The organism is Methyloradius palustris (assembly GCF_019703875.1).
Lineage (GTDB): Bacteria > Pseudomonadota > Gammaproteobacteria > Burkholderiales > Methylophilaceae > Methyloradius > Methyloradius palustris.
Genome location: NZ_AP024110.1, coordinates 536145 through 562163, shown reverse-complemented (window position 1 = coordinate 562163; position 26019 = coordinate 536145). Strand labels below are relative to the sequence as shown.

21 protein-coding genes are annotated in these 26019 nt (G+C 46.0%); 8 read left to right on the top strand and 13 right to left on the bottom strand.

Translation table 11 applies throughout. From position 1 onward, the window contains the following. The first annotated feature begins 2 nt into the window (after positions 1-2). A complete protein-coding gene (locus ZMTM_RS02815; protein WP_221764822.1) occupies positions 3-878 on the top strand; it encodes a PA4780 family RIO1-like protein kinase in 876 nt (291 codons plus the stop codon). Between the two features lie 215 nt (positions 879-1093). On the opposite strand, the gene ZMTM_RS02810 is transcribed toward ZMTM_RS02815, so the two are convergent. Genes ZMTM_RS02810 through ZMTM_RS02800 form a run of 3 tightly spaced genes read right to left on the bottom strand, consistent with a single transcriptional unit; the run spans position 1094 to position 6903 of the window. After that, positions 1094-2530, bottom strand: a complete 1437-nt coding sequence (locus ZMTM_RS02810; RefSeq protein ID WP_221764821.1) for an efflux transporter outer membrane subunit — start codon at positions 2528-2530, stop codon at positions 1094-1096. Between the two features lie 4 nt (positions 2531-2534). Next, on the bottom strand, positions 2535-3707 hold the full coding sequence (locus ZMTM_RS02805; protein ID WP_221764820.1) for an efflux RND transporter periplasmic adaptor subunit: 1173 nt from the start codon (positions 3705-3707) through the stop codon (positions 2535-2537). Next, on the bottom strand, positions 3697-6903 hold the full coding sequence (locus ZMTM_RS02800) for an efflux RND transporter permease subunit (RefSeq protein WP_221764819.1): 3207 nt from the start codon (positions 6901-6903) through the stop codon (positions 3697-3699). The genes ZMTM_RS02805 and ZMTM_RS02800 overlap by 11 nt, the downstream gene beginning before the upstream one ends. Positions 6904-7134: 231 nt before the next feature. On the opposite strand from ZMTM_RS02800, the gene ZMTM_RS02795 reads away from it, so the two are divergent. Genes ZMTM_RS02795 through ZMTM_RS02780 form a run of 4 tightly spaced genes read left to right on the top strand, consistent with a single transcriptional unit; the run spans position 7135 to position 12048 of the window. After that, positions 7135-7671 (top strand): MarR family winged helix-turn-helix transcriptional regulator, encoded by a 537-nt coding sequence (locus ZMTM_RS02795; protein ID WP_221764818.1) that lies wholly within the window; start codon positions 7135-7137, stop codon positions 7669-7671. Positions 7672-7677: 6 nt separating this feature from the next. Continuing rightward, the gene (locus ZMTM_RS02790) at positions 7678-9141 is read left to right on the top strand and encodes an efflux transporter outer membrane subunit (RefSeq protein ID WP_221764817.1); all 1464 of its coding nucleotides are present in this window, start codon (positions 7678-7680) and stop codon (positions 9139-9141) included. 54 nt (positions 9142-9195) lie between these two features. Next, positions 9196-10467 (top strand): HlyD family secretion protein, encoded by a 1272-nt coding sequence (locus ZMTM_RS02785; protein WP_221764816.1) that lies wholly within the window; start codon positions 9196-9198, stop codon positions 10465-10467. A gap of 18 nt (positions 10468-10485) precedes the next feature. Beyond that, on the top strand, positions 10486-12048 hold the full coding sequence (locus ZMTM_RS02780) for a DHA2 family efflux MFS transporter permease subunit (protein WP_221764815.1): 1563 nt from the start codon (positions 10486-10488) through the stop codon (positions 12046-12048). A gap of 30 nt (positions 12049-12078) precedes the next feature. Here ZMTM_RS02780 and ZMTM_RS02775 read toward each other — a convergent pair whose 3' ends face one another. After that, entirely contained in the window at positions 12079-12906 is an 828-nt protein-coding gene (locus ZMTM_RS02775; protein ID WP_221764814.1) for an alpha/beta fold hydrolase, read from the bottom strand. A gap of 103 nt (positions 12907-13009) precedes the next feature. On the opposite strand from ZMTM_RS02775, the gene ZMTM_RS02770 reads away from it, so the two are divergent. Beyond that, entirely contained in the window at positions 13010-13657 is a 648-nt protein-coding gene (locus ZMTM_RS02770) for a hypothetical protein (RefSeq protein ID WP_221764813.1), read from the top strand. A 3-nt stretch (positions 13658-13660) separates the two neighbouring features. Here the strand turns inward: ZMTM_RS02770 and ZMTM_RS02765 are convergent, their stop codons facing one another. Both ZMTM_RS02765 and ZMTM_RS02760 read right to left on the bottom strand, forming a co-directional pair. Next, complete coding sequence (locus tag ZMTM_RS02765; protein ID WP_221764812.1) at positions 13661-15058, bottom strand: phenylacetate--CoA ligase family protein; 1398 nt, start codon at positions 15056-15058, stop codon at positions 13661-13663. Beyond that, on the bottom strand, positions 15055-16260 hold the full coding sequence (locus tag ZMTM_RS02760) for a cytochrome P450 (RefSeq protein ID WP_221764811.1): 1206 nt from the start codon (positions 16258-16260) through the stop codon (positions 15055-15057). The genes ZMTM_RS02765 and ZMTM_RS02760 overlap by 4 nt, the downstream gene beginning before the upstream one ends. Positions 16261-16397: 137 nt before the next feature. Between ZMTM_RS02760 and ZMTM_RS02755 the strand changes: the two genes are divergently transcribed. Beyond that, entirely contained in the window at positions 16398-17288 is an 891-nt protein-coding gene (locus ZMTM_RS02755; RefSeq protein ID WP_221764810.1) for a DMT family transporter, read from the top strand. Between the two features lie 28 nt (positions 17289-17316). Here the strand turns inward: ZMTM_RS02755 and galU are convergent, their stop codons facing one another. The 3 genes from galU to ZMTM_RS02740 all read right to left on the bottom strand — a co-directional run bounded on the left by galU (position 17317) and on the right by ZMTM_RS02740 (position 21372). After that, a complete protein-coding gene (gene galU / locus ZMTM_RS02750) occupies positions 17317-18258 on the bottom strand; it encodes a UTP--glucose-1-phosphate uridylyltransferase GalU (RefSeq protein WP_221764809.1) in 942 nt (313 codons plus the stop codon). 375 nt (positions 18259-18633) lie between these two features. Continuing rightward, entirely contained in the window at positions 18634-19809 is a 1176-nt protein-coding gene (locus ZMTM_RS02745) for a nucleotide sugar dehydrogenase (protein WP_221764808.1), read from the bottom strand. Between the two features lie 75 nt (positions 19810-19884). Beyond that, a complete protein-coding gene (locus ZMTM_RS02740) occupies positions 19885-21372 on the bottom strand; it encodes a phosphomannomutase (RefSeq protein WP_221764807.1) in 1488 nt (495 codons plus the stop codon). 154 nt (positions 21373-21526) lie between these two features. On the opposite strand from ZMTM_RS02740, the gene galE reads away from it, so the two are divergent. Then, entirely contained in the window at positions 21527-22504 is a 978-nt protein-coding gene (gene galE / locus ZMTM_RS02735; RefSeq protein ID WP_221764806.1) for a UDP-glucose 4-epimerase GalE, read from the top strand. Positions 22505-22530: 26 nt separating this feature from the next. Here the strand turns inward: galE and rfbC are convergent, their stop codons facing one another. Genes rfbC through rfbB form a run of 4 tightly spaced genes read right to left on the bottom strand, consistent with a single transcriptional unit; the run spans position 22531 to position 25988 of the window. Continuing rightward, entirely contained in the window at positions 22531-23076 is a 546-nt protein-coding gene (rfbC, locus tag ZMTM_RS02730; protein WP_221764805.1) for a dTDP-4-dehydrorhamnose 3,5-epimerase, read from the bottom strand. Beyond that, the gene (gene rfbA, locus ZMTM_RS02725; protein ID WP_221764804.1) at positions 23076-23975 is read right to left on the bottom strand and encodes a glucose-1-phosphate thymidylyltransferase RfbA; all 900 of its coding nucleotides are present in this window, start codon (positions 23973-23975) and stop codon (positions 23076-23078) included. Before rfbA ends, rfbC begins: the two co-directional genes overlap by 1 nt. Positions 23976-24008: 33 nt before the next feature. Continuing rightward, positions 24009-24902 (bottom strand): dTDP-4-dehydrorhamnose reductase, encoded by an 894-nt coding sequence (gene rfbD, locus ZMTM_RS02720; RefSeq protein WP_221764803.1) that lies wholly within the window; start codon positions 24900-24902, stop codon positions 24009-24011. Positions 24903-24923: 21 nt separating this feature from the next. Continuing rightward, complete coding sequence (gene rfbB, locus ZMTM_RS02715) at positions 24924-25988, bottom strand: dTDP-glucose 4,6-dehydratase (RefSeq protein ID WP_221765547.1); 1065 nt, start codon at positions 25986-25988, stop codon at positions 24924-24926. Between the last annotated feature and the right edge of the window lie 31 nt (positions 25989-26019).

Here is a 26019-nt window from a genome sequence, read left to right as displayed (position 1 = left end):
GAATGAAAACACCAAAAAGAATCCAACCACTGGTTGAAGAAGGCTTGGTGGATGAAGTCATCCGCCAACTCATGAGTGGCAAAGAGGCCACTGTGTATGTCGTGCGCTGTGGGGATCAGGTTCGCTGCGCCAAAGTCTATAAAGAAGCGAATCAACGTAACTTCAGAAATGCAGTTGTATACCAAGAAGGCCGTAAGGTAAAAAATAGCCGCCAAGCGCGTGCCATGGAAAAAGGTTCACGCTACGGCCGCAAAATGCAGGAAGAAGTGTGGCAAACAGCTGAAGCTGATGCGTTATTCAGGCTGGCCAGAGCAGGTGTGCGTGTGCCGCAGGCCTATGGTTGCTATGAAGGCGTACTGCTCATGGATTTGGTCACCGATGTAAATGGGGATGTTGCTCCGCGTCTACAGGAAGTAGAGTGGGATGAAAAACTGGCACTTGAATATCACGCTTTTCTGCTACATCAGGTAGTGCTGATGTTATGCGCGGGGATGATTCATGGTGACTTGTCTGAATACAATATTCTTGTTGATGAACATGGCCCTGTGATTATCGACCTGCCCCAAGCCGTAGATGCCGCTGGCAACAATAGCGCGCAAGTGATGCTTGAGCGTGATGTGGATAACCTGACGACATTTTTCAGCACGTTTGCGCCGCAATTAGCTGATACGCAATATGGCAAAGAAATCTGGAATCTATATAAAGCAGGTCAACTCACCCCAGAAACCCCGCTGACGGGGAAGATTGAAGTAGATAATAGGCCAGCTGATGTGCGCACCGTGATGCGCGAGATCGAACGCGTACGCAGGGAAGAAGAGGCGCGACAGCTTTATCTGAAAGATCTCAAGAACCCACCTGCTAAGCCAGATAATTTCTAGCCTTAGTTAAGATTCAAACTTAACCTTGCGAAACTCTAATTAAGTTTGAATTCTACTCGCAAGGGGTATCACCACCAATATAAGCACTAAAGCACTAAGATTGGTGCGATAAGCTAGGCGAGGCGCGAACATAAAATTTTGACGCTGCATATGTTTTATATGTAAGGAAAAAATTTATGTGAGTAACGAAGCATAGCGACGAAGTCAGGCTTAATTCATGATGGATCAGCCCATCCACCACCTAAGGCGCGTATCAACTGCACGCTGGCTTGTAGCCTGCGTGTATTGAGGTCAAGCAGATCACGTTGTGTCTGCAAGGCTGCTGTTTGCGAAGCGGTAACTTCGAGATAACTGGCAGCGCCCTGGCGGTAGCGGCTGATGGAGAAGTCTTCCGACTGTTTGGCTGCGGCAGCAGCAGATTGCTGTGATTCAGCCGCTTTAGTGTAATGGTTGAGCAAGGCAAGGTTGTCTTCTACTTGCTGGAAAGCACCGATAACAACACCTCGATAATTCGCACCAGTCTCATCCAGCACGGCTTGAGCCTGCACTACCTGTGCTTTACGCTTACCTGCATCAAATAAATTCAGTAGCACTGACGGGCCTATCGCCCAGAAAGTACTGGGCGCGGTCAGCCAGTTACTGGCTGATGCACTCTCTAAACCTAGTCCAGCACCTAATGTCAGGCTGGGGAAAAATGCAGCTTTCGCGACACCAACACTGGCATTAGCAGATTCAACACGGCGCTGGGCAGAAGCAATGTCCGGGCGGCGTTGCAAGAGTGTTGATGGCACACCCAGCGGTATTGCAGGCACCGCGATTTCATCCACTCGACTGGCAATCGAAAACTCTGAAACTGAAGCGCCTACCAAGGCAGCAATAGCGTGCTCTGCAAGCGCTCTCTGGGCAAGGGATTGCTCAACTTGCGATTGCGCTGTTTGGTATTGCGTTTCAGCGCGGGCGACATCAAGGCCAGGCGCAATGCCATTATCATGGCGCACCTTGGTGAGATCCAGCGCCTTACGATAGGCTGCGACCGTATCGCCTAATAATGCAACTTGTTGGTCTATACCGCGTAAGGCGATGTAGTTTTGTGCGAGCTGGGCTTGCAAGCTCAGGCGCGTAGATTCAAGATCAGCCTTTTCGGCCTGCGCCGTGGCTTTGCCTGATTTCACCAGATTGCTGACACGCCCCCACAGGTCAACTTCATAACTGGCCTGCACGCCGATTGAATAATCATTGTATTCATTAGGGCTGGTTGCACTGCGCAATGGACGGTTTTCTGATTGGCGTAAACGCTGCGCATTGGCCGTGCCATCTAGGCTGGGGAATAAGCTGGAGCGCAACTGACGACTGAATGCCTCGGCCTGCGCATAATGCGCCACGGCAGCAGCCAAATCTGGGTTGTTGGCAATCAGACGCTCTTCAAGCGCATCTAGCTCTGCGTCTCCATACACTTTCCACCATGCGCCGCGAGGCAACTCATCAGCGGGCTTTGCCACCATGCCATCCGTGCCTACCATCCATGCAGGTGTTTCTTTGTAGTTCGCAGCGACAGGCACCTCTGGCGTTTTCATGGCTGGCGCCATTGAACAAGCCTCTAGCATCAAGGTAATACCGAAGGCCGTTACAATGGCCTGATTTAGGCGGTTCATGATGTTAGCTTTTCTTGTCTGTTGGCTTGGCAGGTGTTTCGACGACATTCACAACATCTCCATCGGCAATCCCGTCTGGTGGGCTTTCAATCACGCGATCAGTGGCTTCAACCCCTGATGCAAGTTGAATGACCTTACCTAAATCGCGTGCAATCGTCACCGTTTTCAAACTAGCTTTGTTATCAGCATTGACGGTTGCCACACGCAAACCAGATTGGTCAAAAATCAGCGCGCTGGCTGGAATACTAAAGGTGGCCGTGGAACCCGCCTGATGCAAACTCACATTGGCATAACCGCCAGGCAGTAACTCGCCCGCAGTGTTATCCACCACAAGCTGAACTAGTGTTGCGCCTGAAGCGACATCTACAGCGCCAGAAGTTGATTCAACTATGGCTGTGTAGGTCTTATCTGGACGTTCAGGCACATTGATATCAGCCTTGGTACCAGGCTTGATATTGTTGACGAAATTTTGCGGTACATTCACATACAGCCTGAGCTTGTGCGTATCTGAAACCTCAAACAGCGCCGAACCAGAGCCGCCTTCAGTAATGAGTGCACCGTTATCGGTAGTACGTGCAGTCACTGTGCCGTTAAATGGCGCAACAATGCGGGCAAAGCGCTTGGTGGCAATGAGCCTATCCAGATTAGCTTGTGACGCTTTGAGCATGGCTTCCTTGCTGGCGAGATCGCCTGTTCTATCGTCTACTTCCTGACGTGAAACAGAGTCGCTCTCAAGCATGCCCTGCCAGCGCTTTGCAGTGGTGCGAGCAAGCGCCACATTGGCCTCGGCGCTTGCTAAATCGGCACGGGCTTGCAGCAATTGCTGGTCAAGGTCTGGGGTTTCAATTTCTGCCAGCAGCTGCCCTGCTTTCACTTGGCCGCCAATATCGACATTCCAGCTTTTGAGATACCCGCTGACACGTGCATAGATAGGCGCATGGGCATAGGCCACAAAACGGCCTGGAAGATCCAGCGTAGATAATGCCCCTTGATTGTCAGGGCTCACCAAGCTCACAGATGGAACCGCGCGCTCATTGGTCCATTGTTTGAGCTTTTCATCGCTATTGGCGCGGCTGGCTATCCCAAATGCAACGAGCCCTGCTGCGACCAGTACAGCGACGATGGCGCTGATACGTAACGTACGATGCGGACTTAAATGAGTTTGATTAGATGGCATGTGGCTCTCCAAGAGTATTCGGTGTTGCAATAGGTTTCTTATAGTTGCGATGCACAATGCTGAACACAACGGGTACAAAAATCAGGGTGGCGATAGTCGCAAACAGCAAACCACCAATCACGGCACGACCAAGCGGTGCATTTTGCTCACCACCATCGCCTAGGCCTAGGGCCATTGGGCCCATACCAATCATCATGGCGAGTGCTGTCATCAATACTGGACGGAAGCGCACAAAACCTGCCTCAAGTGCTGCTTTGGTGGCATCGCCAAGTTCATCCAGTTTTTCGCGGGCAAAGCTAATCACCAGCACACTATTGGCTGTGGCTACGCCCATACACATGATCGCCCCAGTTAATGCGGGTACTGAAAGCGGTGTGTAAGTGATAAACAACATCCAAACAATACCTGCCAATGCCGCCGGCAATGCCGTGATGATGACGAATGGATCACTCCATGACTGGAAGTTGACAACGATCAAGAGGTAAATCAATACGATCGCGCCTAGCAGGCCAAACAGCAGCCCAGAGAAAGCACTATTCATGGTTTTTACCTGGCCGAGCAACTCGACTTTAGCGCCTTTAGGCACTTGGTCAGCAGTGTCATCGATAATCTGCCTAATGTCTTTTGCGACTGCGCCAAGATCTCGCCCTTGCGTAGTGGCATTAATCTGCACCATCGATTGAATATCGTATTGGCTCACCACAGCATTGGTGATGCCGCGCTTAAAGCTGGCGATTCCACCAAGTGTTTGCGGGCTGCTGATATCGTCGCCACTAGCATTGGTGCCACTGATTGGTAAGCTTGATAAGGCAGACAGCGTATCCATACGATATTGTGGCGTTTGTATCACGATAGGGTAAGACACGCCGTTGGTCGGGTTGAGCCAGAAGGTAGGCGAGACTTGTGAGCTACCCGCCAGATTCACCACCAAATTGTTCGTCACATCACGGGTAGAAACGCCCACTTGTTGGGCGCGTGTGCGGTCAACATTGATCTCAAACAGCGGGCTTTTGCGCGACTGCTGAATACGTACATCAGCCACACCTGGTACCAGCCGAATCTTGCCAATGAGCTTATTGGCATAATCAAAATCAGCATCCAGCTTACCGCCACGAATCTGCAGATCAATCGGTGCAGGTGAGCCAAAATTCAGAATCTGGCTGACAATATCAGCTGGCGGGAATGAAAAAGTAGTGCCTGGGAATTCGCGCGGCAAACGCTCACGCAACTCTTTAACGTACTCAGCCGTTGGTCTATGCCCCTCTTTCAGCGCGATCTGTATATCGCCGTCCTGCGAACCGATCAGACCAGTGTTGTTGTAAGTCATGTTGATACCACTGACTGGCATACCAATATTATCAACCATGGTGGTAATTTGGTCCGCGGGAATCACCTGCTTGATCGCATCTTGTATCGCAGCGAACCTTGAGGCAGTTTCTTCAACACGGGTACCAACAGGCACCCGTGCATGCATCAGTATCTGCCCACTGTCTACGGCAGGGAAAAAGTTACGACCAAGGAATGGAATGAGCGCCGACGACAGCAAAACGAATGCCATAAATAAGAACACAAAAATCCTGCGATGATCAATCGCCATCTCAAGCAGTTCTCTGTAGCCAGCACGCACATGCTCAAAGTGCCTCTCAAAGCCACGCTGAAAATTTACAAACGGATTGCTTGAAGCAGCTTTTTCGCCATCACCATGTGATTGATCATGCTTCTTGAGCAGATATTTCGCCATGGTAGGCACTAGAGTACGTGATAGGATAAACGAGGTCACCATGGCAAACATCACCGCTTCGGCCATCGGCACGAATAAAAAGCGGGCGATACCATCCAGGAAGAACATCGGCACAAACACGATACAGATACAAAGCAGCGAGACGAAGGCTGGGGTAACGATCTGAGCTGCACCATCCATGATGGCTGTCTCCACCTCTTTACCATGCTCCAGATGCCATTCAATACTCTCGATTGTCACTGTCGCATCATCCACCAAAATACCTACTGCAAGCGCAAGGCCGCCCAAGGTCATGATATTCAGGGTCTCGCCTATCATAGACAAGCCGATGATTGCGCCGAGAATAGAAAGCGGGATGGAAATTGCAATAATGACTGTAGAGCGCCAGCTACCAAGGAACAACAAGATCATCAGGCTAGTTAAGGCCGCAGCAATCACACCCTCAACCCCTACGCCAGTAATGGCAGCACGGACGAATAAAGACTGATCGTTTATCGGCGAAACCACTAAGGCTTCAGGCAAGGTAGGCTTGATCTCATCCAACTTGGCCTTGATACCAGAAACAATATCCAGCGTTGAAGTAGCACCATTTTTCAACACAGACATCAATACAGAACGACCGCCATCCACATGCACGATATTGGTTTGTGGAGGGTTACCATCACGCACGGTAGCAACGTCACGCATATAGATCGTTGCGCCATTCACCGTCTTAATCGGCAGGTTATTGAGTTGCTCAATATCTTTGGCAGAATTATTGAGTCGCATGCTGTACTCGTAACTGCCAATCTTCTGCGTACCAACAGGCAGGATAAGATTCTGTGCTGCCAAAGCAGAAGAAATATCCTGCGCAGAAAGCCCACGCGCCTGCATCGCTTGCGGGTTCAGGTCGATTTGCACTTGGCGGGTTTTCCCTCCAAATGGGTAAGGAACAGCAGCCCCAGGCACTGTTACCAGCCGTGTACGTATGGTATTTAAGCCTAGATCGCCTAGCGCCTGTTCTGACAAGCCCTTACCTGACAATGCTATCTGCAGAATCGGCACCGTAGAAGCACTGTAGTTAAGAATCAGTGGAGGCGTAGTGCCAGTCGGCATCTGCCTTGTGACCACTTGTGAAACAGCAGTCACTTGGGCATTCGCTGTTGCGATATTGACCCCAGGCTGGAAATAGATTTTGACGATACCAAAACCTGTATAGGAATTAGCTTCGATATGCTCAATATCATTGACCGTGGTCGTGAGTACGCGCTCGTATAAGGTGGTAATGCGGCCAGCCATCTCATCTGGTGGTAAGCCTGTGTATTGCCAAACTACGGCAATGACGGGGATTCTGATCTCAGGGAAAATATCAACGGGCGTACGCAGTGCCGATAACACACCCACAATCAACATGAGCAAAGCCATCACCACAAAGGTATAAGGCCGTTTTAAGGCAATGCTGACGATACCGATCATGCAAATTTCCCTGTATTTCGTGAATCTAAGGTTGAGTAAATCTAGTCAAAAATTTATTTGTTGTAGCTGATGTATGCGCGTCTTATTCTGTTTCTAATATGCCACGAATGATTTGCAAAACAATGACTGCTACATATTGTTACTACATACGATTGATACAGAACTTATTGTTAATCACTGCTCCACCAATTACTGCATTGACAATTGCTGCATATGCAGTATTATATACCCATGATGATTAATAAAACAACACCTTTTGATTCTGATCTGAATTCAAGTGATGTCGAGGTCAATGATGCTGGCTTAGCTGCTGTCGGCCCACTAGAGTTCTACAACGGACACAACTACGTAATTGAGGAATCGATCGGCTATTTGATCAAGCATGCACAGCTGGCACTGAATCGCACCATTGATACAAAAATGGCAGGTATCGATTTAACTGCCTTGCAGTGGGCCCCGCTCTTACTGATTGCCCATGGTAAAGGGCGCACAGCAGCTGAGCTTTCAAGATGCTCTGGTGTAGATACCAGCACTATGACACGCATGCTAGACAGGCTTGAATCCAAAGGCTTGATCTGCCGCAACCGCTGCGAGAAAGACAGACGAATCATCTATCTCGAACTCACTGACACTGGTAAAGAATTCGCAGCCAAAGTCCCTTATGTGATTGCGGAAAGCTTTAACCATCATTTACGCGGCTTCACCAATGAGGAAGTGAATACACTGAAGTCGCTACTCAGGCGCATCAAAGCGAACGAAGAAAGTTAGGTCAATATGCCGACTAATATTCATACATATAAGCAGTATGGCCTGAGCAGAAAAATACTGGCCTCAGCTCTGATACTCAGCGTTATGACGGGCTGTATCAGCACACAGGGCATACAGCATGACCAATCGCAGCGTGAGGCAAAAACGCTTGGGGCGCAGGGAAAGTTTAATCAATGGCCAGTCACTGAATGGTGGCAAAGCTTCAATGACCCCATGCTTAATCAACTGATCGAACAAGCGCTGCGCGATAACCCTAACGTGGTGATTGCCGCCAAACGCATGGAAAGCGCGAGTGCATATGCGAATGCTGCTAGATCTGCGATCTACCCACAAGTGAATGGTAGTGTTGATATTAGCCGCCAACGCCTTTCTGAGAACTCTTTCTACCCACCACCTTACGGCGGTTCTTATCAGAACATCGCCAACGGCTCGCTCAACGCCTCATGGGATCTGGATTTCTGGGGCAAGAATCGCAGCGCACTACAATCTGCACTGTCGCAGACTGAAGCCGCACAAGCTGAGATTGCTGCTGCAAAATTGATGATATCAACGGCCGTCGCACAAACCTATTATCAGCTTGCGCAGCAAGTGGAACAGCAAAAACTTGCCATACAAACACTCAAGCAGCGCGAGCAAGAGTTAAGTCTGGTCAACGCAAGAATCAAGACTGGACTAGATACCAATGTTGAACTGCAACAAGGCAAAGGTAACCTAGCTTCAGCGCGCGTTGATGTTCAGACTGCCACTGAATCTGTTGAACTAAGCCGTAACGCTCTGGCTGCATTGACACTTCAGGCACCACAAACCCTGAATACACTTGAGCCAGCACTACCTGCCATTACTCTACAAGCATTCCCTGATGACATCCCTATAGACCTGATCGCTCGCCGCCCAGATCTGGCTGCAGCAAATGCCCGAGTCAACGCCGCTACAGCTGATATTGCAGTAACACATGCCGATTTTTATCCGAATGTGAGTCTGTCAGCCATGATCGGTCTTTCATCATTTGGCTTATCCAAGTTCCTTGAATCAGGCAGTACAGTTTTGGGTGTTGGCCCTGCCATCCATCTGCCTATATTTGACGCAGGTAAGTTACGTGCCCAGTTGCAAATCAAGAACACTGACCTTGATATTGCCATCGCCAGCTACAACCAGGTACTGGTAGAAGCAATCCATGATATTGCAGACCAGATGACATCCATCCAGAATATTCGCCTGCAATCCGCAGACCAGCAAGCTGCGCTCAATGCTACTGAGTCTGCCTACAAACTATCGACCATACGCTATGAGGCAGGCCTGACCAATTACCTCACAGTATTGACTGCAGAAGACGCATTGATACGTGAGCGTAGCCGCTCGGTGAATCTACAGGCTCGTACACTGAACCTCAATATCGCCCTTATCAGAAGTCTGGGTGGCGGTTATAGCAAGCCCAACACAGTAACGACTGATAGCAATCACCCGTCATAGAACGACATTTAGCCAACTTCTTAATCTTTTAATATCTTCAAGGCGACTTCCAACATGAGTGAGTCTAATCAAACAATTCCTTCAGAAACAAACGGCAATGGCAAAAGAAAGCTGATGCTGATTGTCGTTGCGATCATCGCGCTAGTTGCAGTAACCATCTGGGGCTTCTACTGGTATTTGGTCGCAAGCCATTACCAATCGACAGATGATGCCTATGTGGCAGGTAATGTGATCCAGATCACGCCGCAAGTGAATGGCACGGTGGTGGAGATCAATGCCGACGATACCGATTATGTGACTGCAGGCAAAGTATTGCTCAGACTTGACCCTAATGACGCAGAAGTAGCACTAAAACAATCAGAAGCCGAGCTTGCACAAGCGGTGCGCCAAGCTCGCACTCTGTATGCTAATAACGCGATTGTTTCTGCGAGCCTGAATGAGCGTAAAGCCGACCTGGCCAGAACCAAAACAGATGTAGATAAAGCGAGAGAAGACTTACAACGCCGGCAGGCGGTCGTATCCACAGGAGCGGTTTCTAAAGAAGAAGTCGAACACGCGCAAACCACACTGAATAATGCACTCAGCGCTATGTCATCAGCCCAGTCCAGCCTGATCGGCGCGCAAGAACAACTCACTTCAAGCCATGCGCAAACTGAAGGCACAACCGTTGAAACCCACCCGAATGTAGAGGCTGCAGCAGCACATGTGCGCGAAGCTTATCTAGCAAGAGAACGGTGCGATATTACTGCCCCCGCCGCTGGCCAGTTAGCAAAACGCAGCGTACAAATCGGGCAACATATACAGACAGGCTCGCCACTGATGGCAATCATCCCACTCGATCAACTTTGGGTGGATGCCAATTTTAAGGAAGGCCAGCTAAAAGGCATGCGCATCGGCCAGCCTGTAGAAGTCTATGCGGACATTTATGGCAGTAAGGTGGAATACACAGGCCATATCGCTGGCTTGGGCGCTGGCACTGGCGCTGCCTTTTCATTGCTGCCAGCACAGAATGCCACAGGTAACTGGATCAAAATCGTGCAACGTATCCCTGTGCGTATCGAGCTGGATAAGGATCAACTGAAAACGCATCCTTTACGCATCGGGCTATCAATTGATGCAAAAGTAGACACTAGTGATAGCAGTGGCAAACTGCTCGCTGATGTATCAAGAACCACACCAGTATCGACGACAGTTCAGATGAATGCACAGGTAGCTGCCGCTGATGCATTGGTGAAAAACATCATCAGCAAGAATAGCGGCAACGCTTCTGAAACTGGCGCGATTGAAAAATCAGTTTCACGTACTCATCACGGCACAAAGTCATAGCAGTCTGTAGATAATCAAATGGCTCAAGATAGCAATCTGGCAACCAGCCAACCCGCCCCATTAAAGGGTGGGCAGCTAGCACTTGGCACGCTGGTACTTTCACTGGCGACGTTCATGAATGTGCTGGATACCTCCATCGCCAATGTGTCGCTGCCTGCGATTGCAGGTAACTTGGGTGTTTCACCCAACCAAGCGACATGGGTGATCACCTCGTTTGCTGTCGCCAATGCCATTTCGATTCCGCTCACAGGCTGGCTCACCATGCGGTTTGGGGCAGTTAAGCTATTCACATGGTCGGTGCTCTTATTCTCGCTGGCCTCGTTGTTATGTGGATTTGCGCCGTCTATCGGCATGCTGATTTTCTTTCGAATCATTCAAGGTGCTGTCGCTGGGCCGATGATTCCGCTCTCTCAATCGCTGTTGTTATCCAGCTATCCGTCTAGCAAGTCTGGCACCGCACTCGCCATGTGGTCGCTGACGACATTGGTTGCCCCTATCATGGGGCCTTTGCTTGGCGGCTACATTACCGACAACTTCTCCTGGCCCTGGATTTTTTACATCAACATACCGATTGGCATCGCCTCGGCATGGGTGACGTGGATCATTTACCGCAAACGCGAAACGCCGATACGTAAATTACCCGTCGACTTTGTCGGCCTAAGCTTATTGGTGATCTGGGTAGGCTCACTGCAAGTCGCGCTGGATAAGGGCAAAGAACTGGACTGGTTCACTTCTCCGCTAATTATTGGATTAAGTGCCACAGCAGTGGTTGGATTTATATTATTTTTGATCTGGGAATTGACGGACAAACACCCAGTAGTCAACCTGCGTCTGTTTCAAAAACGCAATTTCAGTATTGGCGTGATTACGCTGTCGTTAGGTTATGGCGTGTTCTTCGGCAATGTCGTGCTGCTGCCGCTCTGGCTGCAACAATACATGGGCTACACCGCCACATGGGCTGGTTTGGTCACTGCGCCAGTAGGTATTCTTGCCATTGTATTCTCGCCTATTGTTGGTAAAAGCGTGGGGAAAGTAGACCCGCGAATATTGGCAAGCGTAGCCTTTTTGGTATTTGCACTGGTGTTCTGGATGCGCTCAAACTTCACTACGCAAACTGATGTATATGCCATGCTCACGCCCACGATTATCCAGGGAATTGCAATGGCATTTTTCTTCATCCCGCTGGTCAGTTTAACGCTATCTGGCTTACGCCCAGACCAGATACCTGCAGCTTCAGGCTTATCCAATTTCGTGCGGATTACCGCAGGTGCATTCGGCACTTCAATCGCGACCACTGTATGGGATAACCGCGCGACGCTGCACCATGCACAACTGATTGAGCACATCACCCCTTATGATGCAGTTGCGACGGATACCATCAATAAAATGCAGCAGAGTGGGCTTTCATTCGAACAGGCCAAGACCCAGATCAATCAGCTCATCAATCAACAAGCCTTCACCTTTTCAGCGGATGATATCTTTTATGTTTCGTCGTTTATCTGCTTGGTGATGATAGGCATTCTATGGTTGGCAAGGCCTGAGAAGATAATATCGTCATCCAAAGACGTAGTCGCGCACTAACGGCTAAATAGGCCTGTCGATAAACGCGCTTTAATGTGCGTCTGAGAAATTACTCTTAACAATTTGCGGCCATCTATCAACCCAGCAACAATGGTGGTCGAAATCAGCAATCACGGTAATTGGTGGCTGGTGTCCACTATCGAATCGATCTGTATAGCTACGGGCAACAGACACACCAATCACTTTATCTTGACCACCCACATAATGGCGCTGTTTGATGACTTGCAGGCTTTGCCAAGCGTCCGCTGGATTGAGCGAGCCTGTTAATGGAGAAAGGTGATTAGCCTCAGTCCAAAATGCTGTATCCAGGTTACCTGCTACCGTCACCAGCATCTCAATATCATCTCGTTGCGCAGCCACCAATGTCGCCACGGCAGCTCCGCCAGAATAGCCAACCAGTCTTATATGCTTGGCTTGATAGCGTGACTTCAATTGGCTGATCGCCTGATTACTGGCTGCAATCACTTCTGGCGCAAACCTACTGTCCGTCCAATATTTTTGCCCACAGTTCTGTTGATCTGCCCCGATCACATACTGGCATGGCCGAGCGAGATAGACGGCATTCTTTATGGGGTCACTCAAGGCCAGTTTTAAAGCCAATGGGTCTCGCGGGGTAGGGTCAAATGAAGGTGTAGAGCGATCGACCCAGGCCATACCATCTCCTTCAATGTAAATCGTCAATGTTTCTGCATGCTGGAGAGTCGGAGGTACAAAAGCCGCAAGATAAAAACTGCCTGTATTTAGTGTGACGCTTTGCCAGCCAGCATCAATAGCCAATTTTGTAGATTGTTCGCGGCGCAACTCAGGACTATTCAAAGCACAAGCAGAAATTAAACATATGACTAATATGATCAGCAAGCTCTTTCGGGCACACAAAGAAATACATAAAGTAAAATACATTTTAATCTGCTAACTTCCTGAGTAGAGTTTCTTAAAAATTAAGCGAATTCAAAATAACACCATGATTTCAATCAGACAAGCTACAGAAGATGATCTAGCAGGCATATTGCAGGTTGAACAAAGCTGGCCTGAGGGTGGCCGTGCAAGCGAAGATAAATTTATCGCACGCCTCAAAAAATTCCCCCAAGGGTTTTTCCTTGCATGTATACCGAATGAAAGTGGTATAGAAAGAATTATTGCGACGGTTACAGCCATGCCACTACACTACAATCCATCAGCCATGATGGAATTTAAAAGCTGGGATGCAGTAACACAAAATGGCTATATCCCCACTTTTAATCTAAATGACTGCAATGCGATATATATCGTTTCTGGTGTAATTGATAGCGAATACCGTGGAGGAAATATTTTTTCGCCTATGATATTAAGTGAAGTTGCTTTAGCAGAATCGCTAGGTAAACGCTACGTGTTAGCAGGTGCAGTGATTCCTGGTTATAAAAAATTCTACGATGCAATTACTGAAATATCTGCCTTCGACTACTGTAGAAGAAGGCGGGGCAAACACCTTGTTGACCCCCTGCTTTCTATGTATGAAGCGATTGGTTTCTCGGTGCCCGATGAGAGCCATGTAATTGCTGAGTATTATCCCGACGATGCCAGTAGAAATTTTGCCGCACTTGTGGTCAGAGACTTACTAAAACCTCTCTAGACATTAACTAATGTTACTCATGAACTCTTCAAACTTACCTGTTGGCCCACGTGGTATGTCATCATGAAAACTGAATCGGATATTAAACGGATAACCAAGATTATTTTGCATCTTTTTTGTCACTGCAGCCTGTTCTTTGCTGTTCAAGTCACGTTCCACGACTAGCTTGAGTTCAATATCTTCCAAGGTATGCTGGATGCACTGAAACTGCCGGACTTTAACGCCTGTAAGTCTGGCTATATCACCATGTTCACCCAGGTATGGAAACAAACTTTGACCGTCTGGTAACATCAATCGATTCCGTTTTCGGCCATGAATCTTGCGGATAACGGATAAGCCTCTGCCACAACTGCATAGCTCTCCAAATTCAGCCATATCTCCCACTTCATATCGAATCAGTGGCGTCACAAAATTATGTAAAGTTGTAATCAACACTTGCCCAACCTCACCAACGGCACAGGGATTACCATCCTTATTAACGATTTCAAGAAATATGCTTTCTGACTGCACATGATAATTGCCTGTTTCAGGGCACTGTAGCGCAAGGTAGCCAGCTTCTTCACAGGTATAGATGTCGACTACTTTAGTCTGCCAGTAAGTCTCTATAAAATTCCTGCTAGCACTCGTAACGGTCTCACCAACCGTACGAATTTCTTTTACTTTAGGCAGTACTATCTCGTGTTCTTTTGCATATTGCACTAAAGCAATCAAATTGGATGGCAACGAGATTAAATAGTCTGGCTTCTCATGTATCAACCAATCAATTTGCTCAGCCAATGGCGCTACCACGTTAAGAGTTGCAGAAGGCCCTGTCTGAAAAATTGGGGCGGTGATATTACCCCACGTAGGCTGATGAGCTCCAGCAGGACTTTCTGCTACCCCTCGCGGGAACCAGCGTATTGCGCATAACTTTCCGCTGAAGTCTCTGGCATGCCAAAGATGATCACGCAAGGCCATAGCCAACCAGAAGGTATGTGTCAGCATTGTTCTAGCAAATTTAATGGGGCGCCCTGTTGATCCAGAAGTCTTTGCATATTCAGGCCTACCGTGGTCATTGGGAATATTGATGCTTGCGAAATCCACCTCTGCGGCCTGAACATCCAATCTAGTTGATATTGGTATTTTCTGAATAAATTCATGTGTAATTTGTTCAGGTAAGCCAATTTCATGCTTTTTCAATAGCTCCTGATAATACGGCACAGTCGTAAAAGCATGCCTGAGAGCCACCTGCAATTGCCTCAATTGACTATTACTGATTTGTTCAGGTGTCCACCATTGCGAGTGCTCCAACTGATACTGGATTGCCAGTTGCAAACACGCTTGTTGGTCGGGGATGGCAGGAAAAACCAGTCCATCCACTCTTGATTTTGGAGTTTGAATGAAGGGTATATTCAACTTCATTTAAATTTCACATCTAGACGCAATGAGTCAAGGCTGCGAAATGCAGAGTAAATTCGCCACTCATGGCTTACGGGCTCCAGCTTAACCAATTGTGGAATAAGCTCACCAAAAACAATGCGCCCCTCCATCCTTGCAAGCAAGGCTCCCAGGCAATGATGAATACCAGTACCAAATGCAATATGCCGGTTCTTCTTGCGCCTTAAATCAAATACATCAGGCTGCTCGAAAATTGCGCCATCTCTATTGGCAGCACCTAGCAAAGCTGTCACCAAGGTGGACTTGGGAACAACATACTCTCCAAATTGTTCATGTGAATGTGCCCATCGGCTAATTTTCTGAACCGGGGTTTCGTACCGCAACATTTCCTCTATAGCCGCCTCGATTAGTACAGGATGGGCTTGTAAATCTCTAACCACTTCAGGATATTGCGAAAGTGTATGAAATCCGCTTGAAATCAAGTTTTTTGTTGTTTCATGCCCAGCCCAGAGTATGAAAATCGCCCCATATAACAGCTCATCAACGGTAAGTGAATATTCATTACTATTAAGAATAGTATTGATCAACCCATGGCCTAATAGAAATTTGGGGCGTTTTAGCAAATCAGTAAAATATGCTTTTAGCTGCAAGGCAGCTGCAGTGCCATTTCGTATCTCCAAGTCATTTCCGCTATCCAGTGCCTTCGTCAGCTCTAAAGACCATAGGCGAAACATTTCAATGTCACTTTTTGGTACTCCAAGAATTTCAGTTATCACAATAACAGGAAGAGGGAATGCCAAAGCATCCAGTATCTCAACTTCACCACTACGAGGCATACTCGCAAATAAGCTTTGTAGCTGTTCGCGTATAAATGGTTCAAGCTGCTTAAGTGCACCCACCAAGAATGGGGGGCTGAAGGCCTTCCTCACTAAATCATGACGTGGCGGATCCATAAATAGCATCCAACTTGTTATCATCATCTCGAGAGGAGTCTGTTCATTAGATAGTTGATTGAGAGGGTTACTACCTCCTGAAGGTGCTATGCGCTTAAAATTTTCACTGCTTAATAACTTAATGCAGTCTTCATAACGTGTTAAATAGATGACATTCTCGGCACTTCTGAAAACAGGAGTAAATTCAAGGTACTGTCGATAATTAGTGTATAGATTCTCTTGAAATGCCTGAGAATGGAAATGTGGTGTTAATTGATGTGGCTGAATATTCATTGAAGTAGATTATACGTAAATCCATTTACATGAGAAAATCTACCTGTCACAACAGCATCGGCATGACTCAAATATGTGATATTTATCGTAAACCTGAACACGCCAACATCTACCCTTAACTTCAATTTTTCATCTAAATGAATTCGGATCACCCATTCAAAGGCATAGGTCTCATTTGCTGCGCTGTATTTTTATTCGCAGGCAGTGACGCACTCTCAAAATACCTCACCCAATTCTACCCAGTGGTCATGGTGCTTTGGGTACGCTATGTAGTTCATAGCGGCCTGATGATGACAGCATTTGTACCAAAGTCTGGGTTTTCGCTGATTAAGACTAAACGACTGGATTTACAAATCATTCGCGGCATATGTATGGTCAGTACCAACCTGCTATTCATCTCGGCACTGCACTTCATTCCGCTGGCAGAAGGTACAGCGATTATCTACATCGCACCTCTGGTCGTCACTGCCTTATCTTGGCCATTTCTTGGTGAAAGGGTAAGCCAGGCACAATGGATTGCTGTATGGATTGGGTTTGTGGGGGTGCTCATTATAGTGCGGCCAGGCGGCGTATTATTTACACCAGTGGCTTTGCTAGCGCTGGGTGCAGCACTCAGCTTCAGCCTGTATCAATTGGTGACACGAAAACTCAGTGGTGTCGATAGCTCCACCACCAGCAACTTCATCAGTGGTGTGATTAGTAGTCTGGTGACCACGGCGATATTGCCGTTCTACTGGAAAATGCCCGCCGATCTTTGGCATGGCATATTGATGGTCGGGTTAGGCATTTCAGCGCTGGCCAGCCATCTATTCATGACCCGCGCCTATGATTATGCCCAGCCCTCGACACTGGCACCATTCACTTATGGTCAGCTGATTTTTGCTGGATTGATTGGCTATCTGTTATTTGGGCATATCCCTGACAGATATGCCCTACTTGGCATCACGATCATCTGCATCAGCGGACTGATTATGGCATGGAGTCAAAGAAAGAATGCCCATAAGCCCTTGCTCAGTGACCCGCTGTAAAAGTAACCAAGCCTCAGTAAGCTATCCGCTATTTCTTGGCACCTACCACAACAAGTTCAGGATGTTTTTCTAAAAGCCGTTCTTCCACTTTTATTGCTGGCTGGGCAAACATGGATTCAAGCAAGGCACGGAATTCCGCGCCACATTCCTGATGCTTGAGCCCTAATTTTACTGTTGCTTCCAGATAACCAGCTTTTGAGCCGCAGTCATAACGCACGCCGTTAAAGCGATAAGCAAGTACCTGCTCTTCACTCAGCAATTGTGAGATGCCGTCGGTGAGTTGAATCTCGCCGCCAGAACCTGGCTTTATATTCTGCAAATGGTGAAAAATTCGCGGTGTCAGGATATAACGACCAACAACGCCTAAAGTAGAAGGTGCATCTTCAGGCTTTGGCTTTTCCACTATGGCAGATACTTGTTCAATACTCTCGCTAACAGGGCGAGTAGCAACAATGCCGTAACTTTTAGTCTGTGCACGTGGGACTTCCTGCACGCCCAGCAATGAGCAACGGTAATAATCATAGGCATCGACCATTTGTTTCATGATAGGCACATCGCCATCAAGTAAGTCATCTGCCAGCAGCACTGCGAATGCATCATCATTGATGACTGGTTTCGCCAACAGAATGGCGTGACCTAATCCTAGAGCGCTGGTCTGACGTATATAAATACAATTCACATGTTTAGGCACGATGTTCTGCACCAAGGCCAGCAGCGCCTTATTGCCTTTGCGCTCCAGTTCATTCTCTAACTCATACGCCATATCAAAATGGTCTGAGATCGAACGCTTGTTTCGGCCTGTGATAAAAATCAAGTCGGTAATGCCTGCAGCAACAGCCTCCTCTACCGCATATTGAATTAATGGTTTATCAACAATAGGTAGCATTTCTTTAGGGTTAGCTTTGGTAGCTGGCAAAAATCTGGTGCCTAAACCTGCTACAGGGAAAACTGCTTTGGTTACTTTTCTCATATGTGGATTTCTCTTGGTTAGCAAATTGATATATTTAATAATGAGCAAATTTCGCACCAAGTGAAGCTAGCTGGTATCGCTATGAGACAAAATCGACAGCGACAAACAAACGTGCCCCAATGCCAATAGCCATGGGACGTCTGAGTGTGATGGTGGTTTTTAAAAAACTAACTAGATAGATGACGGTGATTGCATTGAAACACCGTCATGCAGAGATAATACTGAGGATAAAACGGCTAAAGGACGTTTGTCGTGCCTTAATGACAACAATAGATTTTAATATTCAATGAGTTATTGCAGCATTGAATTAATTGTCTATTTTTGACGACACTAACAGACAAATATTTAAGCAAAACTAATACAAAAACATACGATTTAATCTTTTGAGAACAGGTCTCGAGTGTAAATCTTGTCCAACACGTCACTCAAATCCTCGGTGATACGATTAGCGATAATAATCTCCGAACGCTTTTTAAATTCCGCAAGATCATTCACCACTGGTGATTTGAAAAAATCCGCCTCTTTGATCTCTGGCTCATAGACAATCACCTGTATGCCCTTGGCTTTAATCCGCTTCATGATGCCCTGAATACTTGATGCCCTGAAATTATCTGAACCAGCCTTCATGATCAGTCGATAAATACCGACCACGGTTGGATTATGTTTGACCACATCCTGCGCGATAAAATCCTTGCGCGTTGAATTGGCATCCACAATTGCGCGAATCAAGGTTTGCGGCACGTTCTCATAGTTAGCCAGCAACTGCTTAGTATCCTTTGGCAGACAATAACCACCGTAACCGAATGAAGGATTATTGTAGTGTTGCCCGATACGAGGGTCTAAACAGACGCCATCAATGATCTGTCTGGTATCAAGGCCATGGGATGCAGAATATGTATCTAATTCATTGAAATATGCAACTCGCATCGCAAGATAAGTATTTGAGAATAGCTTGATGGCTTCAGCCTCAGTGCTATCGGTGAGCAAGACAGGGATATCCTGCTTGATGGCGCCCTCCTTCAGCAAATCTGCAAATGCCTGAGCACGCTCGGACTTCTCGCCCACCACAATACGTGAGGGATAAAGGTTATCGTAAAGTGCCTTGCCTTCGCGTAAGAACTCTGGCGAGAACATAATGTTTTCAGTCTGGTATTTTTCTCGCACGCTTTGAGTAAAACCCACAGGCACCGTAGATTTAATCACCATAGTGGCATTGGGATTGATAGCGATCACATCCTGAATCACTGCCTCAACTGAGCGCGTATTAAAGTAGTTGGTTTGTACATCGTAGTCAGTTGGCGTTGCAATCACCACAAAATCAGCGTCTTTGTAGGCATCGTGCTTATCAAGCGTTGCCCTGAAATTAAGTTCTTTTGTTGCTAGGTACTCCTCGATTTCATGGTCAGCAATAGGTGATTGCCTTTTGTTCAGCATCTCTACTTTTTCAGGGACGATATCTAATGCAACCACCTCGTGTTTGCCTGCCAACAATACCGAAAGAGATAGTCCGACATAGCCAGTGCCTGCTACCCCCATTTTTTTTTTGTTCATTTAACTAAACCTTGAGTTTTGGAATTTAATTCAAACATAAATATTACGATTCAGAATATAAAATATTGCCTAAGGTTATTGAAGTTCTTTGATTTTTAATAACACTATTTGGGTAACACTCTCTACTTCTTGCGCAGTGGACGATTCACAATAGCACCTTAATTCCGGAGCATTACCAGAGGGTCGCAGATGTATAACTAAGCCATTGGCAAAAGTAAATCTTAATCCATCTGTTTCGTCTTGATTCACTGGCAATCCATAATCATCAAGTACTTCTGCCATAAACAGAGCAGGATTTTTTGCCCATTTTCCGATGAACAATCGACTAGTTTCGGTAGAAAATTCTTGGATTCTATCGCTAGCTGTATAACGTTGAGGAATATCCCTGACTAAATACGAAATCTTGTTTTCCGATTGCCGTGATGCAGCTAGTACGGCTAATATAGGTAAGACACAATCGCGAGTCGGCAAAGCTGATATAGCCCTATGATTCATAATCAATTTTGAGCCAAGCAAAAATCCACCATTTGCTTCAAACCCTGCAATATCGTTGGTTTCATTTTCAAGTTTCTGCATAGCTGCAATCACGTAGGGAGATCCAATTCTGGTTCTCACTACTTGATCAAAAGCACCAGATAATTCAATAGCCGTGTTACAGCTCACAGGTACCGCAAGGTTTTTGGCGCCTAGATATCGGGCAGTTAACAGGCCGACAATATCCCCTCTTAACCAATTACCAAACTCATCACTCATTAACGGACGATCACCATCTCCATCAGTTGAGATAATCGAATCGAACCCGTATTGCCTCGACCAGTTCTGCCCACGCACTACATCTTCTGCAGATACGGCTTCTGTATCAATAGGCACAAATATATCCGTACGACCCAAGCTTGTCACTTGCGCACCTAATCGCTCAAGAATTCGTTTTAGACTATCCCTTGCAACGCTCGAGTGTTCGTACAATCCCAAGTTAAGTCCCTGTAAAACATCTTTAGGGAAAAATTCTAGATATCGCTGTTCATAGGCTAAAACCGCATCAGGATTAACTGAAGGTAATCCTAAATAATCAATATCATTCAAAGGCTCGATTTCTGCTGCCAGCATCGCCAGTTCATCAGCTTTAGTTATTTCTCCATCTGGTCGGTAGAACTTCAATCCATTCCGGTCAAAGGGGATGTGACTGCCCGTAACCATAATGGCAGGCATGCTTTTCTGTTGCGCATACAAAGCCAACGTGGGGGTAGAAACATCACCACAAAAATCAACCTGATAGCCCATATTTTGAATCGCTTTAGCACAACTGCCAGCGATATCTATGCTGCTTGGCCTGAGGTCAACACCAATAGCAACTCGCTCGAAATCAAACAACTTTGCAACAATCTTCAAAAAAGCAGAAGTATAAGCAACACATATCTCTTCTGTTAAGGCAGTAACCAAACCACGAGCGCCGCTGGTACCAAAGCCAACACCGCTTTTTTCGACATAATGTTTTAGTGTGTTTAATTTCACTTCGTTAATCCGATTTAAATAAATTTCATTTTCAGTAACTAAACCACACATTACTCACCAATTTATAAACTATATATAATTAGTCTGCTGTGCTTGAATTAAAACAATTCTAATCTAAACTAAAACCCTAAGATTTTTTGATATCTAAGTATTGGTTTGCAGTTCTGCAACTATCAGTTGTAACACCTTATTAATGGAGCTCAGATTGAAAATATTGGTAGTAGGTGGGGCTGGTTATATTGGCTCTCACATGGTCAAGATGTTAATCGACTCTGGCCATGATGCAATCACGTTCGACAACCTTTCCTCAGGCTACCAAGATGCAGTATTAGGGGGTGAGTTCATATTAGGCGATCTTGCTGATATCGCTGCCATTGATATGGCATTAACAAAATACCAACCGGATGCTGTCATGCACTTTGCATCTTATATCCAGGTTGGTGAATCAGTAAAACATCCCGATAAATACTATTTAAATAATTTCACAAACACCATGAATCTGCTGAACTCAATGATTCGATGTGATGTAAAGAATTTCATTTTTTCTTCTACTGCAGCTGTTTTTGGTGAGCCAGTCTATATACCTATTGATGAAGCCCATCCAAGAATTCCATTAAATCCGTATGGAAGATCTAAATGGATGGTAGAAGAAGTCTTGCTGGATTATGAACGTGCTTATGGGCTTCAATCAATTTGCCTTAGATATTTCAATGCGGCAGGCGCTGATCCATCAGGCTTACTAGGGGAAAGACACTACCCAGAAACCCATTTAATTCCATTAGTATTACAAGCGATCTCCGGTAGAAAAAAAGATATTACCGTTTTTGGTAGAAACTATGATACGCCTGATGGCACCTGTATTCGCGACTATATCCATATTGTGGATTTATGCTCAGCTCATTTACTCGCTCTCAATAAGTTGTTAAAAGACAAGCAAAGCATGCGTTTCAATCTTGGTAACGGTGCTGGCTTTTCAGTTCAAGAGGTAATTTCGGTGGCAGAGCAGGTAACCAAGAAAAAAGTGACTGTTATTGAAGGGCCAAAACGGGAAGGCGATCCTGCAAGGTTGGTTGCTGATGCATCACTCGCCAAGCAATATCTAGCTTGGTCACCGAAGTATGTAGATTTGGAAACCATTATGACTCATGCATGGCAGTGGGAACTCAAACAAATAAATACTTAAATGAACCCTCAGATTGCCTCAGGCTATTAGTCAAACAGATCTGCATCTTTCAGCAGTAAGCCCAATTTATCTTTAGCTGATAATGCCGGCTCATCCTGGATATGCCAATCAACATTCAAATCGGGATCATTCCACATCACACATCGCTCGTGCTCAGGCGCATAGAAGTCGGTTGTTTTATACAAGAACTCTGCTGTTTCTGACAGCGTTACAAACCCATGACCAAATCCTGGAGGCACCCACAAAATACGCCTGTTCTCCACTGACAAAAACTCACCTACCCATTGCCCAAATGTAGGTGATGACTTTCTTAGATCAACGGCAACATCAAATACTTCACCAGCAGTCACTCGAACCAGCTTCCCTTGCGGTTGCTTGATCTGGTAATGCAGTCCACGTAATACATTTTTAGATGATTTAGAATGGTTATCTTGTACGAATCTTGGACGGCTGCCAATAGCTTCAGCAAATACGTTCTCATTGAAGCTCTCAAAGAAAAAACCGCGTGCATCACCAAATACTTTGGGCTCAAAAATAAGCACATCAGGAATATCTGTCTTGATTATATTCATTAAAATATTCTCTCTTCCAATATTTGTTTAAGGTATTGGCCATACCCATTTTTTGCATATTTCTTTGAGAATATGCGCAATTGTTCTGCCGTAATGTAACCCTTACGATAGGCAATTTCTTCAGGGCATGCAATTTTCAAGCCCTGCCTTTTTTCAATTGTTTGGATAAATAAGGATGCCTCTAACAAAGATTCGTGCGTACCTGTATCAAGCCATGCATGGCCGCGTCCCATCACCTCTACATGTAAATTACCTTGTTCGAGATAAAACTTATTTACATCTGTAATCTCGAGTTCACCACGAGGCGAAGGCTTCAGATTTTTCGCAATGTCTAGTACCTGATTGTCATAAAAATATAGGCCTGTCACAGCATATCGAGACTTCGGGTTTTCTGGTTTTTCTTCCAGACTGATTGCTCGTCCAGTATCATCAAATTCGACCACCCCATAGCGCTCAGGATCATTTACTGGATAAGCAAATACAGTGGCCCCACCATTTTCTGCTGAGGCCTGATCCAGGCCAGCAGTTAGATCATGTCCATAAAAAATGTTATCCCCGAGGACTAATGCACTGGGGTCATTGCCAATAAAGTCTTTGCCAATAATAAAAGCCTGCGCTAGCCCATCAGGTGATGGCTGAACTGCATAAGATATGCTCAATCCCCACTGATGGCCATCTCCTAACAATTGTTCAAATCTTGGAATATCTTGTGGAGTGGAGATCAGTAATATTTCTGTTATGCCCGCTAACATCAATGTTGAAAGAGGGTAGTAAACCATTGGTTTGTCATACACAGGCAATAATTGTTTTGACACAACTTGTGTCACTGGGTAAAGCCTAGTACCGGAGCCTCCGGCAAGAATAATGCCTTTTCTTTTAATCTCTGGGGAGTAGGTCATATATAGTCCTGATTATGATTATTATCGGTTTACTTAATTTGCTAGAATTTCGCTGAGCATACGGTGTGCATGATATTGCCAATCTGGCAGGTTAATTCCGAAAGTTATTCTGATCTTACTGGTATTCAACTTTGAATTTTGCGGTCGCTTTGCTGGTACGGGGTAATCAGAAGCTGGTATAGAAATGACGTTCTCAGGGAGACATTTCAAATCCTGCCCGATATCAATCGCCGTTTTAATGACATATCGTGCATAGGCATGCCATGTTGTTTCTCCGTTCGCCACCAAATGATAGACACCATCCGGAGACTCTGAAGGCGCCTGTAATTTTTGCCTTATACAGAGAGCGGTAACATCTGCTAATAATTCAGCGGAGGTGGGTGCTCCAAATTGATCCCCGACAACCTTTAATTCTTCACGTTGTTTTGCCAGTTTTAGCATGGTCTTTGCAAAATTAGCACCTCGAGCAGCAAATACCCAACTGGTTCTGAATATTAAATGCTCACAACCTGATTTTTGGATTGCAATTTCACCAGCTAGTTTGGTTGCGCCATAAACACTAAGGGGATGAGTAACATCATCTTCAGCATAAAACCCCGCCTTAGTCCCATCAAAAACATAGTCCGTTGAATAATGAATAAGCAAAGCACCTGACAAAGCAGCCTCTTCAGCCATGATTTGGGGGGCTATAGCATTGACAGCATTTGCTACTTGCTCATCTGACTCAGCTTTGTCGACCGCTGTATAGGCTGCTGCGTTTACAATGACATTTGGGTTATATGTGCGAATCAATGACTTAAGTTGATCTGGATTGGTTAAATCACAATCAGCAACATCTACAGCCTTGATTTCACCCAAAAGAATTAATGCACGCTGCAATTCCCAGCCAACTTGACCATCTTTACCAATTAATAATATTTTTTTCATTCGATAGCTGCCAGACCTAATCTATGTATATTGTTTGGTTACCCAGTTTCGATATTCGCCACTGGTCACATTCTTAACCCATACCTGATTTTCCAGATACCATTGGACTGTCTTGCGAATCCCAGTTTCAAATGTTTCCTTAGGCTTCCAACCCAACTCTCTCCCCAGTTTGGTAGCATCAATGGCATAACGCCTGTCATGCCCAGGCCTATCTTTAACAAAGGTAATCTGAGTCTTGTAGCTAGCACTATCAGTGCGAGGTTTTAATTCATCAAGAATCTCACACAGTATGTTGACCACATCCAAATTAGATTTTTCATTCCATCCACCTACATTGTAGGTTTCACCCAACTGGCCTGCTTCAAGAACGCGACGTATAGCACTGCAATGGTCTTTTACATACAACCAGTCCCTGATTTGCTGGCCATCTCCATAAATGGGCAATGGTTTCGCTGCAATGGCATTAAGTAAACATAAAGGAATCAGTTTTTCCGGGAAATGATATGGGCCGTAATTATTAGAACAATTCGTGGTTAAGACAGGCAAACCATATGTATGGCGATATGCACGAACCAGATGGTCTGAAGCTGCCTTAGAAGCAGAATAAGGACTATTGGGTGCGTAAGGATTATTTTCAGTAAAGGCAGGGTCTGTCAGGCTTAAAGTGCCGTATACCTCATCCGTTGAAACATGCAAAAATCTGAATTTCAGCTTCTCTTCATCAGCCAAGTTGCTCCAATAGCTGCGTACTTCTTCAAGCAAATGAAAAGTCCCCACAACATTTGTCTGAATAAAGTCCCCAGGGCTATGAATGGATCGATCTACGTGACTTTCAGCGGCAAAGTTCAATATAGCATCAGGCTGATACTCCATTAATAGTTTGGCCACTAAAGCTCGATCGCCAATATCCCCTTTAACAAATACATGGTTAGCATCATTCTCAATAGCTGCAAGATTCTCGAGATTACCCGCGTAGGTAAGTGCATCTAGATTAATTACTTTGCCAAAACCACCTTGCACCCAATCAAGGACGAAGTTAGATCCGATAAATCCAGCACCACCTGTCACTAAAATCACATTGCTCAACATTTCACTCCAAATCAATCAAGTCGAACAC

What these genes read in the sequence shown, in the direction of transcription:
- ZMTM_RS02815 (WP_221764822.1), top strand. Translation starts at nt 3, where the DNA reads ATGAAAACACCAAAAAGAATCCAACCACTGGTTGAAGAAGGCTTGGTG.
- ZMTM_RS02810 (WP_221764821.1), bottom strand. Translation starts at nt 2,530, where the DNA reads ATGAACCGCCTAAATCAGGCCATTGTAACGGCCTTCGGTATTACCTTG.
- ZMTM_RS02805 (WP_221764820.1), bottom strand. Translation starts at nt 3,707, where the DNA reads ATGCCATCTAATCAAACTCATTTAAGTCCGCATCGTACGTTACGTATC.
- ZMTM_RS02800 (WP_221764819.1), bottom strand. Translation starts at nt 6,903, where the DNA reads ATGATCGGTATCGTCAGCATTGCCTTAAAACGGCCTTATACCTTTGTG.
- ZMTM_RS02795 (WP_221764818.1), top strand. Translation starts at nt 7,135, where the DNA reads ATGATGATTAATAAAACAACACCTTTTGATTCTGATCTGAATTCAAGT.
- ZMTM_RS02790 (WP_221764817.1), top strand. Translation starts at nt 7,678, where the DNA reads ATGCCGACTAATATTCATACATATAAGCAGTATGGCCTGAGCAGAAAA.
- ZMTM_RS02785 (WP_221764816.1), top strand. Translation starts at nt 9,196, where the DNA reads ATGAGTGAGTCTAATCAAACAATTCCTTCAGAAACAAACGGCAATGGC.
- ZMTM_RS02780 (WP_221764815.1), top strand. Translation starts at nt 10,486, where the DNA reads ATGGCTCAAGATAGCAATCTGGCAACCAGCCAACCCGCCCCATTAAAG.
- ZMTM_RS02770 (WP_221764813.1), top strand. Translation starts at nt 13,010, where the DNA reads ATGATTTCAATCAGACAAGCTACAGAAGATGATCTAGCAGGCATATTG.
- ZMTM_RS02765 (WP_221764812.1), bottom strand. Translation starts at nt 15,058, where the DNA reads ATGAAGTTGAATATACCCTTCATTCAAACTCCAAAATCAAGAGTGGAT.
- ZMTM_RS02760 (WP_221764811.1), bottom strand. Translation starts at nt 16,260, where the DNA reads ATGAATATTCAGCCACATCAATTAACACCACATTTCCATTCTCAGGCA.
- ZMTM_RS02755 (WP_221764810.1), top strand. Translation starts at nt 16,398, where the DNA reads ATGAATTCGGATCACCCATTCAAAGGCATAGGTCTCATTTGCTGCGCT.
- galU (WP_221764809.1), bottom strand. Translation starts at nt 18,258, where the DNA reads ATGAGAAAAGTAACCAAAGCAGTTTTCCCTGTAGCAGGTTTAGGCACC.
- ZMTM_RS02745 (WP_221764808.1), bottom strand. Translation starts at nt 19,809, where the DNA reads ATGAACAAAAAAAAAATGGGGGTAGCAGGCACTGGCTATGTCGGACTA.
- ZMTM_RS02740 (WP_221764807.1), bottom strand. Translation starts at nt 21,372, where the DNA reads ATGTGTGGTTTAGTTACTGAAAATGAAATTTATTTAAATCGGATTAAC.
- rfbC (WP_221764805.1), bottom strand. Translation starts at nt 23,076, where the DNA reads ATGAATATAATCAAGACAGATATTCCTGATGTGCTTATTTTTGAGCCC.
- rfbA (WP_221764804.1), bottom strand. Translation starts at nt 23,975, where the DNA reads ATGACCTACTCCCCAGAGATTAAAAGAAAAGGCATTATTCTTGCCGGA.
- rfbD (WP_221764803.1), bottom strand. Translation starts at nt 24,902, where the DNA reads ATGAAAAAAATATTATTAATTGGTAAAGATGGTCAAGTTGGCTGGGAA.